This window comes from Ventosimonas gracilis (assembly GCF_001580025.1).
In the GTDB taxonomy this organism is placed as follows: Bacteria; Pseudomonadota; Gammaproteobacteria; order Pseudomonadales; family Pseudomonadaceae; genus Ventosimonas; species Ventosimonas gracilis.
On the sequence record NZ_LSZO01000058.1, the window covers coordinates 21,814 to 35,882 of the forward strand.

The 14,069-nt window shown below is 55.3% G+C and carries 9 protein-coding genes and 1 tRNA gene; 4 read left to right on the forward strand and 6 right to left on the reverse strand.

The features are described from left to right. The first annotated feature begins 31 nt into the window (after nucleotides 1-31). The 4 genes from AXE65_RS02920 to AXE65_RS02935 all read left to right on the forward strand — a co-directional run bounded on the left by AXE65_RS02920 (nucleotide 32) and on the right by AXE65_RS02935 (nucleotide 7,049). Nucleotides 32-1,588, forward strand: coding sequence for a type I restriction-modification system subunit M (locus tag AXE65_RS02920; protein ID WP_068387842.1), 1,557 nt, complete (start codon nucleotides 32-34; stop codon nucleotides 1,586-1,588). Continuing rightward, nucleotides 1,585-2,850 carry a restriction endonuclease subunit S gene (locus tag AXE65_RS02925; RefSeq protein ID WP_068387845.1) on the forward strand — a complete coding sequence of 422 codons (1,266 nt, stop codon included), beginning with the start codon at nucleotides 1,585-1,587 and terminating at the stop codon, nucleotides 2,848-2,850. The genes AXE65_RS02920 and AXE65_RS02925 overlap by 4 nt, the downstream gene beginning before the upstream one ends. Further along, a complete protein-coding gene (locus AXE65_RS02930) occupies nucleotides 2,843-5,944 on the forward strand; it encodes a type I restriction endonuclease subunit R (RefSeq protein WP_068387848.1) in 3,102 nt (1,033 codons plus the stop codon). Before AXE65_RS02925 ends, AXE65_RS02930 begins: the two co-directional genes overlap by 8 nt. 70 nt (nucleotides 5,945-6,014) lie before the next feature. Next, nucleotides 6,015-7,049 (forward strand): virulence RhuM family protein, encoded by a 1,035-nt coding sequence (locus tag AXE65_RS02935; RefSeq protein WP_068387999.1) that lies wholly within the window; start codon nucleotides 6,015-6,017, stop codon nucleotides 7,047-7,049. A gap of 541 nt (nucleotides 7,050-7,590) precedes the next feature. On the opposite strand, the gene AXE65_RS02940 is transcribed toward AXE65_RS02935, so the two are convergent. From AXE65_RS02940 to AXE65_RS02965, 6 genes are all read right to left on the reverse strand, one after another. Beyond that, a tRNA-Leu gene (locus tag AXE65_RS02940) sits at nucleotides 7,591-7,678 on the reverse strand. A 109-nt stretch (nucleotides 7,679-7,787) separates the two neighbouring features. Beyond that, nucleotides 7,788-8,648 (reverse strand): formyltetrahydrofolate deformylase, encoded by an 861-nt coding sequence (gene purU / locus AXE65_RS02945; protein WP_068387850.1) that lies wholly within the window; start codon nucleotides 8,646-8,648, stop codon nucleotides 7,788-7,790. Between the two features lie 102 nt (nucleotides 8,649-8,750). Next, nucleotides 8,751-9,380 carry a sarcosine oxidase subunit gamma gene (locus AXE65_RS02950; protein WP_068387853.1) on the reverse strand — a complete coding sequence of 210 codons (630 nt, stop codon included), beginning with the start codon at nucleotides 9,378-9,380 and terminating at the stop codon, nucleotides 8,751-8,753. A gap of 11 nt (nucleotides 9,381-9,391) precedes the next feature. Next, entirely contained in the window at nucleotides 9,392-12,424 is a 3,033-nt protein-coding gene (locus tag AXE65_RS02955) for a sarcosine oxidase subunit alpha (protein ID WP_068387856.1), read from the reverse strand. Continuing rightward, nucleotides 12,421-12,717: a sarcosine oxidase subunit delta gene (locus AXE65_RS02960; RefSeq protein WP_068387859.1), complete on the reverse strand. Its 297-nt coding sequence runs from the start codon at nucleotides 12,715-12,717 to the stop codon at nucleotides 12,421-12,423. The genes AXE65_RS02955 and AXE65_RS02960 overlap by 4 nt, the downstream gene beginning before the upstream one ends. A 98-nt stretch (nucleotides 12,718-12,815) precedes the next feature. Continuing rightward, a complete protein-coding gene (locus AXE65_RS02965; RefSeq protein ID WP_068387862.1) occupies nucleotides 12,816-14,066 on the reverse strand; it encodes a sarcosine oxidase subunit beta family protein in 1,251 nt (416 codons plus the stop codon). Nucleotides 14,067-14,069 lie beyond the last annotated feature (3 nt).

Consider the following 14,069-nt stretch of genomic DNA (forward strand, 5'->3'; position numbering starts at 1 on the left):
AAGACTAAAAGATTGAAACAGGAAAAACCCTATGACCAGCACCCAGCAACGCGCCGCCCTGCAACGCCAGATATGGCAAATCGCCAATGACGTGCGCGGCGCGGTCGATGGCTGGGATTTCAAGCAATACGTCCTGGGCACCCTGTTCTATCGCTTCATCAGCGAGAATTTCACCGCCTATATCGAGGCCGACGATGACTGCATCCAGTACGCCAAGCTGTCCGACAGCGTCATCACCCCGGAGATCAAGGATGACGCCATCAAGACCAAGGGCTACTTCATCTACCCCAGTCAGTTGTTCGTCAACGTGGCCGCCAGTGCCAACACCAACGAAAGTCTGAACACCGACCTGGCGCGCATCTTCGCCGCCGTCGAAAGCTCTGCCAATGGGTATCCATCAGAGCGTGACATCAAAGGCCTGTTTGCCGACTTCGACACCACCAGCAACCGCCTCGGCAACACCGTAGCCGACAAAAATAGCCGATTGGCCGCCGTGCTCAAACGGGTCGCCGAACTCGACTTCGGCGACTTTAAAGACAATCACATCGACCTATTCGGCGATGCCTACGAGTTCCTCATCTCAAACTACGCCGCCAACGCCGGAAAATCTGGCGGCGAGTTCTTCACTCCGCAGAATGTATCCAAACTGATCGCGCGGCTGGCCATGCACAAGCAAGCCAGCGTCAACAAGATTTACGACCCGGCCTGCGGCTCCGGATCGCTGTTGCTGCAGGCTAAGAAGCAATTCGACGAACACATCATCGAAGACGGGTTTTACGGCCAGGAAATCAACCACACCACGTATAACCTGGCGCGGATGAACATGTTCCTGCACAACATCAACTACGACAAGTTCAACATCCAGTTGGGCGATACGCTGCGGAGCCCACATTTTGGCGACGAGAAACCCTTTGATGCCATCGTATCCAACCCGCCCTATTCGGTGAAGTGGATTGGCGGCGACGACCCCACCCTCATCAACGACGATCGCTTTGCCCCGGCCGGCGTGCTGGCACCCAAGTCCAAAGCCGACTTCGCCTTCGTGCTGCACGCGCTGCACTATCTATCCGCCAAAGGCCGCGCCGCCATCGTGTGCTTCCCCGGCATCTTTTACCGGGGCGGAGCCGAGCAGAAAATTCGCCAGTATCTGGTGGACAACAACTATGTAGAGAGCGTGATTTCTCTCGCGCCAAACCTGTTCTTTGGCACCACCATTGCCGTAAACATTCTGGTGCTCTCAAAACACAAGGCCGACACCAACACCCAGTTTATCGACGCCAGCAGCCTGTTCAAGAAAGAAACCAACAACAACGTGCTGCTGGACTCGCATATCGAGCAAATCATGTCGGTGTTCGACAGCAAGGCCGACGTGGAACACTTTGCCAAATCAGTGAATCACGATGTGATCGCCGATAATGACTACAACCTGTCGGTCAGCAGCTATGTTCAAGCCAAGGACACCCGCGAGGAGATGGATATTGCCAAACTCAACGCCGAGCTGAAAACCACCGTGGCCCGCATCGACCAGCTTCGGAAGGATATTGACGCTATCGTCGCTGAGATTGAAGGAAGGGGGCAGGAGGCATGAGCAGCATGAACTTCTTGGACAAACTGCTGGATGGGGTTGAGGTCGAGTGGAAAACGTTGGGGGAAGTAACATCGCCTACGGCTAATGTTAAGTGGCGCGATGCGAACCGCACCTACCGATATATTGACCTCACCTCTGTAAATATTGAAACGAAGACAATAGTTGAGACATCAGAAATAACGCGCAGCAACGCACCAAGCCGTGCGCAAAAGCTTGTTGAAAAGGATGATGTTATTTTTGCAACGACACGTCCGGCTCAACGGCGCTATTGTTTAATTGATGATTATCATGCTGGCGAAGTTGCCAGCACCGGTTACTGCGTTCTACGCGCCAAGAAAGAAGAGGTATCGCCCAAGTGGATTTTGCATTGGATCGCATCTTCTGATTTCAAGGCCTATGTTGAAGAAAATCAAAGTGGATCTGCATATCCCGCTATTTCAGATGCAAAGGTAAAGGATTTCAAGATTCCCATTCCATGCCCTGAAGATTCAAAAAAATCGCTTGAAATCCAAACAAAAATAGTCCAGATTTTAGACGCATTCAGCGAGCTTACCAGCGAGCTTACCAGCGAGCTTATTTTGCGCAAAAAACAATACGAATACTATCGCGAGCAGTTGTTGAGTTTTGAAGATGGGGAAGTGGAATGGAGGACACTGGGAGACGTAACCAAGAAGTGGTACTCAGGCGGAACGCCAAAAGCAGGTGTGCCAGAGTATTACGAAGGCGGTGATATTCCATGGCTAAGAACCCAAGAGGTCAAGTTTTCAGATATTAAGAGTACCGAAGTAAAAATTACTCAGGCGGCGCTAGACAGTTCGGCAGCGAAGTGGATTCCGGCAAACTGCGTAATCGTTGCAATATCGGGTGCAACCGCAGGTAGATCTGCGATTAACAAGATTCCGCTAGCCACCAATCAGCACTGCGGCTGCCTAGAGATTGACAGCAAAAAGGCGTTGTACCGCTATGTATTTCACTGGGTAAGTTTTAATTATGAAAACATCAAAGCGCTAGGCCAAGGTGCTAGAGGCGATCTGAACTCAAGCATCATCAAAAGTTTCAAGCTCCCTCTTCCTTATGCGAACGACCCTGAAAAGTCCCTTGCCGAGCAAACCCGCATTGTCGCCATTCTCGACAAATTTGACACCCTCACCACCTCCATCAGCGAAGGCTTGCCCCGCGAGATCGAATTGCGCCAGAAGCAATACAACCATTACCGTGATCTGCTGTTGAGCTTCCCCAAACCGGACATCGCATATGGTTGACTTCACCAAACCGATTGCCGAATTGAACCGCTTTATCGTCCTCGACAGGTACGACAAACAATGGCAGGTGGCCGACAGCTATCAAACCGAAAGCGATCTTGAGTATGAGTTTATTCAGGATTTGGTCAATCAAGGGTATGAATACCTGCCGGAACTGAAAACCCCGGAAGCGCTACTGGCCAACGTGCGCGAACAGTTGCAGGCGCTGAACCATGTCCAATTCTCGGACGGCGAATGGGCACGCCTCATAGAAAGCTGGCTGGATAAGCCTAGCGATGGAATCGTCGAAAAAACCCGCAAGATTCATGACGATTATATCCATGACTTCGTGTTCGACGACGGACGTATCCAGAACATCACCCTGCTCGACAAGAAGCACATCACCCGCAACAAGGCGCAGGTGATCAAGCAGTTCGAGCAAACCGGCAGCCATGTCAACCGCTATGACGTAACGGTGCTGGTCAACGGCCTGCCGCTGGTGCAGGTAGAACTGAAAAAGCGCGGTGTCGCCATCCGCGAGGCCTTCAACCAAGTGCATCGCTACAGCAAGGAGAGCTTCAACAGCGAGCATTCCCTGTTCAGATATTTGCAGTTGTTCGTTATCTCCAACGGCACCGACACGCGTTACTTCGCCAACACCACGCAGCGCAATAAGAACAGCTTCGACTTCACCATGAATTGGGCGCAGGCCGACAACAGCCCGGTCAAGGATTTGAAGGATTTCACCGCCACCTTCTTCCAGAAGCGCACCTTGCTCAATGTGCTGCTGACCTATTCGGTGTTCGACGTCGGCAATACCTTGTTGGTGATGCGGCCCTACCAGATTGCCGCGACCGAGCGCATCTTGTGGAAGATCAAGAGCGCCTATCAGGCCAAGCATTGGCGCAGCACCGAGGGCAGCGGCTACGTCTGGCACACGACGGGATCGGGCAAAACCCTGACCAGCTTTAAGGCCGCGCGTCTGGCGACGGAGCTTGAGTTCATCGACAAGGTGTTCTTCGTGGTGGACCGCAAGGATCTGGATTACCAGACCATGAAGGAATACCAGCGCTTTTCGCCCGACAGTGTGAACGGCTCGGACAGCACGGCGGGCCTGAAGCGCAACCTGGACAAGGACGACAACAAGATCATTGTCACGACCATCCAGAAGCTCAATAACCTGATGAAGAGCGAAAACGACCTGCCGATCTACGGCAAGCAGGTGGTCTTTATCTTCGACGAGTGCCACCGCAGCCAATTTGGCGAGGCGCAGAAAAACCTGAAGAAGAGGTTCAAGAGGTTCTACCAGTTCGGTTTTACTGGCACCCCGATTTTCCCGGATAACGCGCTGGGCGCGGACACCACTGCCAGTGTGTTCGGTCGGGAACTGCATTCCTATGTCATTACCGATGCCATCCGTGACGAAAAGGTGCTCAAGTTCAAGGTGGACTACAACGATGTACGTCCGCGGTTCAAAGCCATCGAAACCGAGCAGGACGAAAAGAAGCTCAGTGCGGCGGAAAACCGGCTGGCCTTACTGCACCCGGATCGTATCCGCGAAATCACCCAGTACATCCTGAACAACTTCCGGACGAAAACCCACCGCCTGCAAGCGGGTGCCAAGGGCTTTAATGCCATGTTTGCCGTCAGCAGCGTGGATGCGGCCAAGCTCTACTACCAAGCCTTCAAGACCCTGCAGAAGGACAGCGACAAGCCTTTGAAAGTTGCCACCATTTTCTCGTACGCTGCCAACGAGGAGCAGGACGCGGTGGGCGACATCGCGGACGAAGGCTTTGAAGTCTCGGCCATGGACAGCAGCGCCAAGGAATTCCTGAGCGCGGCCGTTGCCGATTACAACGCGCTGTTCAAGACCCGCTTCAGCGTGGACAGCAAGGGTTTCCAGAATTACTACCGCGACCTGGCCAAGCGCGTCAAAGAGCAGGATGTCGATTTGCTGATCGTGGTCGGGATGTTTCTGACCGGCTTCGATGCGCCCACGCTGAACACCTTGTTTGTGGACAAGAACCTGCGCTACCACGGCCTGATTCAGGCCTATTCGCGCACCAACCGCATTTTTGACGCCACCAAGACCTTCGGTAATGTCGTCACCTTCCGCGATCTGGAGCAGCCAACCGTTGCTGCCATCACCCTGTTCGGTGACAAGAACACCCGCAACGTGGTGCTGGAAAAAAGCTATGCCGAGTACATGGAGGGCTTTACCGATGTCGTCACGGGCGAGGCGCGACGTGGCTTCAAGGATGTGGTGCGTGAGTTGGAGCAGCGCTTTCCAGATCCTGCGAACATCGTCAAGGAATCCGACAAAAAGGTCTTTGCCAAACTGTTTGGTGAATATCTGCGCGTGGAAAACGTGCTGCAAAACTACGATGAATTCGCCAGCCTGAAAGCCTTGCAGGATATTGACACGAACGACCCGCAAGCGGTGGAGGCCTTCAAGGCGGAACGTTACCTGAGCGACGAAGATTTGGCCACATTGCAGGCGATCCACATTCCCGCCGATCGGAAGATCCAGGATTACCGCTCCGCCTACAACGACATCCGCGACTGGCTGCGCAGGGAAAAAGCCTCAACGGAAAAAGAAAAATCCAGCATCGACTGGGATGATGTGGTGTTCGAGGTAGATCTGCTTAAGTCGCAGGAAATAAACCTGGACTACATCTTGGAATTGATCTTCGAGAAGAACAAAAAAACCAAGGACAAGGTGGCACTGATCGAGGATGTGCGTCGAGTAATTCGCGCCAGCCTGGGTAATCGGGCCAAGGAAAGTCTTGTCGTGGAGTTCATCAACCAGACCGACTTGGATGGGCTGGGCGACAAGGCCAGCGTGATCGAGGCATTCTTCAGCTTTGCCCAGGCCGAGCAGCAGCGCGAGGCTCAGGAGTTGATTGACGATGAGGCGCTGAATGCAGAGGCGGCCAGACGGTACATCCGCAGCTCACTGAGACGTGAATTCGCCAGCGAGAACGGCACCGAACTCAATGCCCTCCTGCCCAAGATAAGCCCGCTCAATCCGGAGTACCTGAGCAAAAAGCAAAGCGTCTTCCAGAAGATTGCCGCGTTCGTCGAAAAATTCAAAGGGGTGGGTGGGCAGGTGTAACCGACCAGCGTTATCGCACAGGCGGTAAAGCATGCTTGCTCGACGTACAAACTCCGTGGAGATACTTGGTATGAGTCGCAAAAAATTGATCCGCAACAGCACCGCCGAGTTTTTGATTTTTACTGGCCAGGCCGACGAACAGAGCATCGAGGCTCGCTACGAGGACGAAACCCTGTGGCTGTCGCAGAAGCTGATGGCCGAACTGTTCGGGGTGGATGTGCGCACCGTCAGCGAACACCTGAAGAACATCTTTGCCAGTCAGGAGCTGACCGCGGAAGCAGTTATCCGGAAATTCCGGATAACTGCCAGTGACGGCAAGAACTATCAGACCCAGTTCTACAACCTCGACGCCATCATCTCTGTCGGCTACCGGGTCAACTCCATACGTGCCACCCAGTTCCGCCAGTGGGCGACTGGTGTGCTGCGTGAGTTCGCTATCAAGGGCTATGTGCTGGATCGCAAGCGCATGGAAAATGGCAGTTTCCTGGGCGAGGACTACTTCGAGCGGCTGCTGGAAGAAATTCGCGAGATTCGCCTCAGTGAGAGGCGCTTCTACCAGAAGATCACCGACATCTACGCCACCAGCGTGGACTACAACAAGGACGCACCGACCAGCAAGGCATTCTTCGCCAAGGTACAGAACAAACTGCATTACGCCATCCACGGCCATACCGCAGCAGAGTTGATCCGCAAGCGGGCCGATAGCAGCAAGTCACATATGGGGCTGACTTCCTGGGCGAACGCGCCCGAAGGCAAGATACTGAAAACCGACGTCGCCGTGGCCAAAAACTACCTGACCAAGGATGAGCTGGATTCATTGGGCCGTATCGTCAATGCCTATCTGGAACTGGCTGAGGATCGGGCGCGCCGCAAAATCCCCATGAGCATGGAAGACTGGTCCAAGCGTCTGGACGCCTTCCTGGAGTTTGATGATCGGGAAGTGCTACAGAACAGCGGCAAGATTTCTGCAAAACTTGCCCAGACGCATGCGGAAAGTGAATTTGAGAAATACAGAATTGTGCAAGATCGCCGGTTTGAAAGCGATTTCGACAAAGCAGTGAAAAAACTGGCGTCCGCTGAACCGAACGCCAGAGATGACGGATAAGGCTCAGGTTCCCAAATAAATCGACGTCACTTTTAACCTTGCATGCCCGTGACACATTCAGACTCTGCAATTGCGTAAGCAATGCGGCAATGCCCGTCTCGTCGTTGCTGAATCGTTCAGTTTTGCGCTTGTCGTCCAACGCCACTTCCAGCGTCGCCTTGGAAACGTCAACGCCGACAAACAGCGCGTCCTGGTTTTGAGAAATCTTCGCCATAGCCCTATCTTGCATATACGTGGTCAATGCACAACGCATCGCCGACTGACAACTGTTCGGGATTTCGACAAAGAAATGCTATCCACGCCAAGTGCTGAACATCGGGATACTGCGTTCCCAAGACCATAACGGGCTGTGGATAACATCTCAACACTACATCTGAACAGACGGAAGGTTAAAGATACAAGAGATTCCCTGGGGCGATTCAGACCGGCTACGGAAAATAGCCCAGCAGCAGTCAGTGGGCGCTGATGGCAAGGCAAGGGGGCGTCGGCCAGCGCCTCGCCCTAATAACGGGTAATAGATGTTTGGCGTTTTTATAAGAGTTGGTGCCCGAAGCCGGATTTGAACCGGCACGCCAGTAACTGGCGAGGGATTTTAAGTCCCTTGCGTCTACCGATTTCGCCATTCGGGCAGGGATTTTGCGAGGGGTGCGACTATAGCCAGCTCTCTTCACTTGCACAAGTCTTTGAACCGGTAATTATTTCCCGCTCCGGCGTAAAAATGCCGCAGCGGGAAATGGGTTATTTGAGGATGACAGTGCGGCTGCCGTTTAAAAAGACACGCCGCTCCAAGTGGTAGCCAACGGCGCGGGCGAGGGTTAGGCATTCGATGTCGCGGCCTTTGGCGACCAAGTCTTCCGGGTAGTGGCTATGGTCTACCGGTTCCACGCCTTGGGCAATAATCGGGCCTTCGTCGAGGTCGTCGTTAATGTAGTGGGCGGTTGCGCCGACCATTTTGACGCCTTTTTCATAAGCCTGATGATAAGGTTTAGCGCCTTTAAAGCCGGGCAGTAGCGAGTGGTGGATGTTGATCGCCCGGCCGTCGAGTTTTTTGCATAAATCCGCCGAAAGCACCTGCATGTAGCGGGCGAGGACGACCAGTTCAGCACCGGTTTGTTCAATCACTTGCATCACTTTACGTTCCTGCTCCGGTTTGCCGTCCGGCTGCATGGGCAAATAATGCCAGTCGATACCATGCCAGCGGGCTAAAGGCTCTAAATCGGGGTGATTGGAGATAATGCCGACCACGTCCATGCGCAGTTGGCCGATACGCTGGCGGTAGAGCAAGTCGTTTAAGCAGTGGTCCGCTTTGGAGACCATCAACAGCACTTTCATGCGCCGCGCGGGTGCGGTCAGTTCCCAGCGCATGCCGTAGGGTTTTAGCTGCTGGCTTAAACCTTCGCAAAAAGCGGCTTCGTTGAAATGATCCGGCTGGCCAAATTCGGCGCGGATAAAGTAGTTGCCGGACAAGCGGTCGTCAAAGGACTGATGCTCGCAGACGTAGCAGCCCTGCTCGTAGAGGTAGGCGGTAACGGCGTTGACCGTGCCCAGTACGCCGGGGCATTGGGCGGTCAAAATCCAGGTATCGGTGGCACGGCTCATAGCGGGAAACTCCGGTAAGGGTTTGGTGTGGTTTTCTCTTTCCGCAGACCCTCCCGCCAGTGGGCGAGGGTCTGCGGGAGTAGGGATGTTATGGGTTAAGCATTAAGCGGTTTGCAGGCCGTATTCGCTGCCGGCATCGTTTAACCATGCCCAAAAGTAATCGGCAAAGCTGCGGCGGATAACCAGTTCCCAGCAGTCTTCACCGCTTCGCCTGATTAAAAGCTGCGATTTGGCGAAGGTGCTGCCGACCGCTTTACCGATGGGGAAGTTGCGCGGATGCACGTCGTAGACGGTGGATTTCATCAATAGTTGTCGCGCCTTAGTTCCGGCGAGTTCGACCAAGGTCTGCCCGCCGCTGACATTGACGATGGAATAATGCAATCCCTCTGGCATGGCTTTACGTAAGCGCTGTTCAGTGGCGAATTCTTCTCCGCTCGGCACAATCAGCAGCCATTCATCGGGGGCGAGCCATTGCAAAGAGGTTTCGCCTTGATAAACCACGCTTAGCGGCGCGGGTAGCGCCACCCCTAGCGTTTGCCGGATGGCATCGGCAAAAGCCGGATGGCTGGCATCACCGCGTAGCATTAGGTGGCCTAGCAGTGGTTTCTCGCGCAGCGTGACTTGTCCTGCTCCGTTGTTGGTTTTTTCATTACGACGGGCAAAAAACAACGGTGTTTCAGCGCGGGCGTTGCCGTCTTCGGGGCGTTGCTGGTAGGTATTGGCGGTATTCACAGGGTTTATCCTCAGATATTTTGCCGCTCGCCTTTCGGATCGTAAAACACCGAACTGCAAATTTCGGCCTCAATGACGCTGCCATCCGGCTGCGGGGCAAAGACGTGCTCGCCCATGCGTTTTAGGCCGCCTTTAACCAGCGCCAGTGCAAAGGAATGCCCCATTGCCGCGCTGAAGTAGCTGGAGGTGACGTGTCCGGCGCTATCGACTGGGGCGGTAAAGGTTTTCTCAAATAAAAGCTGGGTGCCTTCCGGCAGGACTTTTTTCGGGTCGACGGGTTTTAGCCCGACCAGTTGCTTGCGCCCTTCGCGCAGACAGTCGGCGCGGTTCATGCCGCGTTTGCCAATCCAGGAGAAGGCTTTGTTTTTGCCGACGCACCAATCCATATTGAGGTCGCTCGGCGTGACCGAACCGTCGGTATCTTGGCCGACGATAATAAAGCCCTTCTCGGCACGCAGGACGTGCATGGTTTCCGTGCCGTAGGGGGTTAGCTCGTACTGTTTGCCCGCTTCAATCAACTGCTGCCAGACCGCCATTGCGTAGTTGGCCTGTACGTTGACCTCAAAAGACAGCTCGCCGGTAAAGGAGATACGAAACACGCGAGCCGGAATGCCGCCTACCAGGCCTTCTTTCCAACTCATAAAGGGGAAGGCCTCCGACGACAGGTCAATATCGGTGAGCTCTGCCAGTAATTTGCGGCTGTTTGGACCGGACAGCGTCATCGTTGCCCAGTGGTCGGTCACCGAGGTCAAATAGACCTTAAGCTCTGGCCACTCGGTTTGCAGATACAGCTCCAGCCACTCGAACACGCCCGCCGCGCCGCCGGTGGTGGTGGTCATTAAAAAGTGGTTATCGGCCAGACAAGCGGTTACGCCGTCGTCGAAGACCATGCCGTCTTCGCGGCACATCAGGCCGTAACGTGCTTTGCCGACATCGAGCTTGGTCCAGGCGTTGGTGTAGACGCGGTTCAGAAACTCGCGAGCATCGGGCCCTTGAATATCGATTTTGCCCAGCGTGGAGGCATCCAAAATGCCCACTGAATGACGCACGGCAAGGCATTCGCGGGCCACCGCGGCGTGCAGGTCTTCGCCTTGTTTGGGGAAGTACCAGGGGCGCTTCCACTGGCCGACATCTTCAAATTGTGCGCCGTTTTCCACATGCCAGCGGTGCATGGCGGTGTAGCGTTCGGGGTCAAACAGTGCGCGGCAGTGACGACCGGCAATGGCACCAAAGGCCACCGGCGTGTAGTTGGGGCGGAACATGGTCGTGCCCATTTGTGGGATAGGCACATTTAACGCCTTGGCCGCAATGGCTAAACCGTTGACATTGCCCAGCTTGCCCTGGTCGGTACCAAAACCCAGCGCGGTATAGCGCTTGACGTGTTCGACCGACTCAAAGCCTTCGCGCACGGCCAGCTCAATACCGGCGGCGGTCACGTCGTTTTGCAGGTCAACAAACTGCTTCGGTGCTCGTGCCGTGCCTTTTGGGTGCTGTACTAAAAACAACGGCTGAAGCGGTTGTTCCTGGCGGTTTTCGGTCTTCGGTAAATCCCCGTGGACGATACTAAAGCCCGCTTTGGCCGCCGCTTGACCGCCGACTTCATAGCCGCTTTGCAATACTTCGCTTAAGCGGAATATCCCGGCAACCGCGCCCGCACAAAGGCGCTCTTGCCAAGTCTCACCGGGGACAAAAGCCGCGATATCCTCACGCCAAACCGGACGAATACCGAGGTGCGAGGCCAGATGCACCACCGGGCTATAACCGCCGGAGGTAGCGACCAGATCGCATGCAAAATGCTCAGCGTTGCCATCGGTCACTTTGCCGTTGCTGTCAATCGGCATTACCCGAGCGTCTTTAACCTGTTTGCCGCCAAAAACCTCAACTACCGCGCTTTTTTCCAGAATGCGTACGCCGCGCTGGCGGGCTTCGTTCACCCAATCGCCTTGCGGATTGCTGCGCGCATCGGCGACAGCGACCACTTGCAAACCGGCATCCAGCCAATCCAGCGCGGTGCGGTAGGCGTAGTCGTTATTCACCGACAGCAGCAGCTTGCGCCCTGCCCTAACGCCATAACGGCGCAGATAAGTAGAAACCGCACCGGCAAGCATATTGCCGGGGATGTCATTACGCGCATAAACCAACGGCCTTTCGTGTGCGCCGGTCGCCAGCACCACCTGTTTCGCACGCACACGGTGCATACGCTGGCGGGCTCTCGCCGCACCGTTTTCCAATAGCGGAGCACGTTCGCCCAAGTGGTCGGTGAGCCGCTCGCAGAGGGTTAAAAAGTTGTGGTCGTGATAGCCGTTGGCCGTAGCGCGGGGCAACAAGGTCACGTGCGGCATTTGCGCGAGTTCTGCCAGCACGGCAGCGACCCATTCGGCGGCTGGCTTGCCTCCTAAGGTTTCGCGCGTATCCAGCAGATTGCCGCCGAACTCTTCTTGTTCATCGGCCAAAATCACCCGCGCACCGCTACGACCCGCCGCAAGCGCCGCCGCAAGTCCCGCCGCGCCGCCGCCGACGACCAATACATCGCAGTTTTGGTTGATATGGTCGTAAATATCCACATCCGGCTCGGTCGGCGCACGGCCAAAACCGGCGGCTTTGCGGATGTACTTCTCATAGGTATGCCAAAGTTTTTTCGGCTGCATAAAGGTTTTGTAATAAAACCCCGGCGGCATTAACGCACCGCCCAATTTGCCGACCAGTCCCATAATGTCGCTATCGACACTCGGCCAGCCGTTGGTACTGTGCGCGGTGAGACCCGCATACAGCGCCTGCTGCGTGGCGCGTACATTCGGCACTTGGGTCGCCTCGCTGCTTCCGATTTGCATCAGCGCGTTGGGTTCTTCCGCACCGGCGGCGACCAGTCCTCTGGGACGTGCATATTTAAAGCTGCGCCCCAGCACCATCACGCCGTTAGCGAGCAGCGCCGAAGCCAAGGTATCGCCCGCGTAGCCTTGCAGCTCGCGCCCGTTAAAGCGAAAGCTCAGCGGCTGGCCGCGGTCAATCCGTCCGCCTTGATCAAGACGATTGGGCTGGTTCATGCGCCCTCTCCTTCTGCCAAGGCTTTTGGCTGCTCGCCGATTTTGTAGGTTTCATGGATTTGGTAAGTGACGGTATCGCGCGTCGCATTGAAATATTTACGACTGCCCGCCGAATGCACCCAAAGCTCGTGGTGCAAGCCGCGCGGGTTTTTACGGAAGAACAGGTACTCGCCCCATTCTTCGTCCGTGCAGGCATCGGGGTCGAGCGGACGCGGCAGGTGCGCCTCGCCCTTGACGTGAAATTCCTCTTCAGAGCGAAGCTCGTTACTGTGCGGGCAGAAGAGTTGCAGCATAAAAGTTCTCCTGAAATAGGTTCTCCTCTGCCCCAACAATGGCAGAGAGCTATCAATCGCTTACCTTTCCTCTTTCGCTTGGCGAGAGAGGAGTATTTTTAGTGCGCGACCCCAGCGGCGCCGTGCTCGTCAATTAATGCGCCGCTGTAAAAACGCTCAATAGCAAAGGGTTTTGCCAGCGGGTGCATCTCTTCGCCTGCCAGACTTGCGGCAAACACATGCCCGGAACCTGGCGTTGCTTTAAAGCCGCCAGTACCCCAGCCGCAGTTGAAATAAAGGTTCTTAACCGGGGTTTTGCTGATAATCGGGCAGGCATCCGGCGTGGTATCGACAATGCCGCCCCACTGGCGGTTCATGCGCACGCGCGAAAGTACCGGGAACAGCTCCACAATCGCCTGCAAGGTATGCTCGATGGTGCGGTACGAGCCGCGCTGACCGTAACCGTTGTAGCTATCGATACCCGCACCGATGACCAAATCGCCCTTGTCCGATTGGCTGATATAGCCGTGCACCGCGTTGGACATAATCACGCTGTGAATAATCGGCTTGATCGGTTCGGAAACCAGCGCTTGCAGCGGGTGCGATTCCAGCGGCAGGCGGATACCGGCAAGTTTTGCCAGATGGCCGGAATTGCCCGCCGCGACCACGCCCACGCGCTTGGCAGCGATAAAGCCTTTGTTGGTTTCTACCCCGATAACCGCGCCGTCCTGCTTGCGAAAACCGGTGACTTCCGTGTTTTGCAGCAAATCCACGCCTGCACCATCGGCGGCGCGGGCATAGCCCCAAGCGACGGCGTCATGCCGCGCCACGCCACCACGGCGCTGCACGGTCGAACCCATAATCGGGTAGCGGGTATTTTTTGAGCAGTCCAAATAGGGGATTTCTTCGGCGAGCTGCTTGGCATCGATCACTTCGCCGTCAATGCCATTAAGCCGATTGGCGCTGGCGCGGCGCTCGGCATCGCGCATGTCCTGCAAGCTGTGGCACAGGTTGTAGACGCCGCGCTGCGAGAACATAACGTTGTAGTTTAAATCTTGCGACAAACCTTCCCACAGTTTGAGCGCGTGCTCGTACAGGCGGGCGGATTCATCCCATAAATAGTTGGAGCGGACGATGGTGGTATTACGTGCGGTATTGCCGCCGCCCAGCCAGCCTTTTTCCACCACCGCCACATTTTTGATGCCAAATTCCTTGGCCAGATAATAGGCAGTGGCAAGCCCATGCCCGCCGCCACCGACTATCAGCACGTCATACAGTGGTTTTGGCGTAGGATTGCGCCACATGCGCTGCCAGTTTTGATGATGGCTAAAAGCATTGCGAAGCAAACTAAAGCCGGAAAATCGCTGCATGCT

What these genes read in the sequence shown, in the direction of transcription:
- AXE65_RS02930 (WP_068387848.1), top strand. Translation starts at nt 2,843, where the DNA reads ATGGTTGACTTCACCAAACCGATTGCCGAATTGAACCGCTTTATCGTC.
- AXE65_RS02925 (WP_068387845.1), top strand. Translation starts at nt 1,585, where the DNA reads ATGAGCAGCATGAACTTCTTGGACAAACTGCTGGATGGGGTTGAGGTC.
- AXE65_RS02965 (WP_068387862.1), bottom strand. Translation starts at nt 14,066, where the DNA reads ATGCAGCGATTTTCCGGCTTTAGTTTGCTTCGCAATGCTTTTAGCCAT.
- AXE65_RS02960 (WP_068387859.1), bottom strand. Translation starts at nt 12,717, where the DNA reads ATGCTGCAACTCTTCTGCCCGCACAGTAACGAGCTTCGCTCTGAAGAG.
- purU (WP_068387850.1), bottom strand. Translation starts at nt 8,648, where the DNA reads ATGAGCCGTGCCACCGATACCTGGATTTTGACCGCCCAATGCCCCGGC.
- AXE65_RS02935 (WP_068387999.1), top strand. Translation starts at nt 6,015, where the DNA reads ATGAGTCGCAAAAAATTGATCCGCAACAGCACCGCCGAGTTTTTGATT.
- AXE65_RS02955 (WP_068387856.1), bottom strand. Translation starts at nt 12,424, where the DNA reads ATGAACCAGCCCAATCGTCTTGATCAAGGCGGACGGATTGACCGCGGC.
- AXE65_RS02920 (WP_068387842.1), top strand. Translation starts at nt 32, where the DNA reads ATGACCAGCACCCAGCAACGCGCCGCCCTGCAACGCCAGATATGGCAA.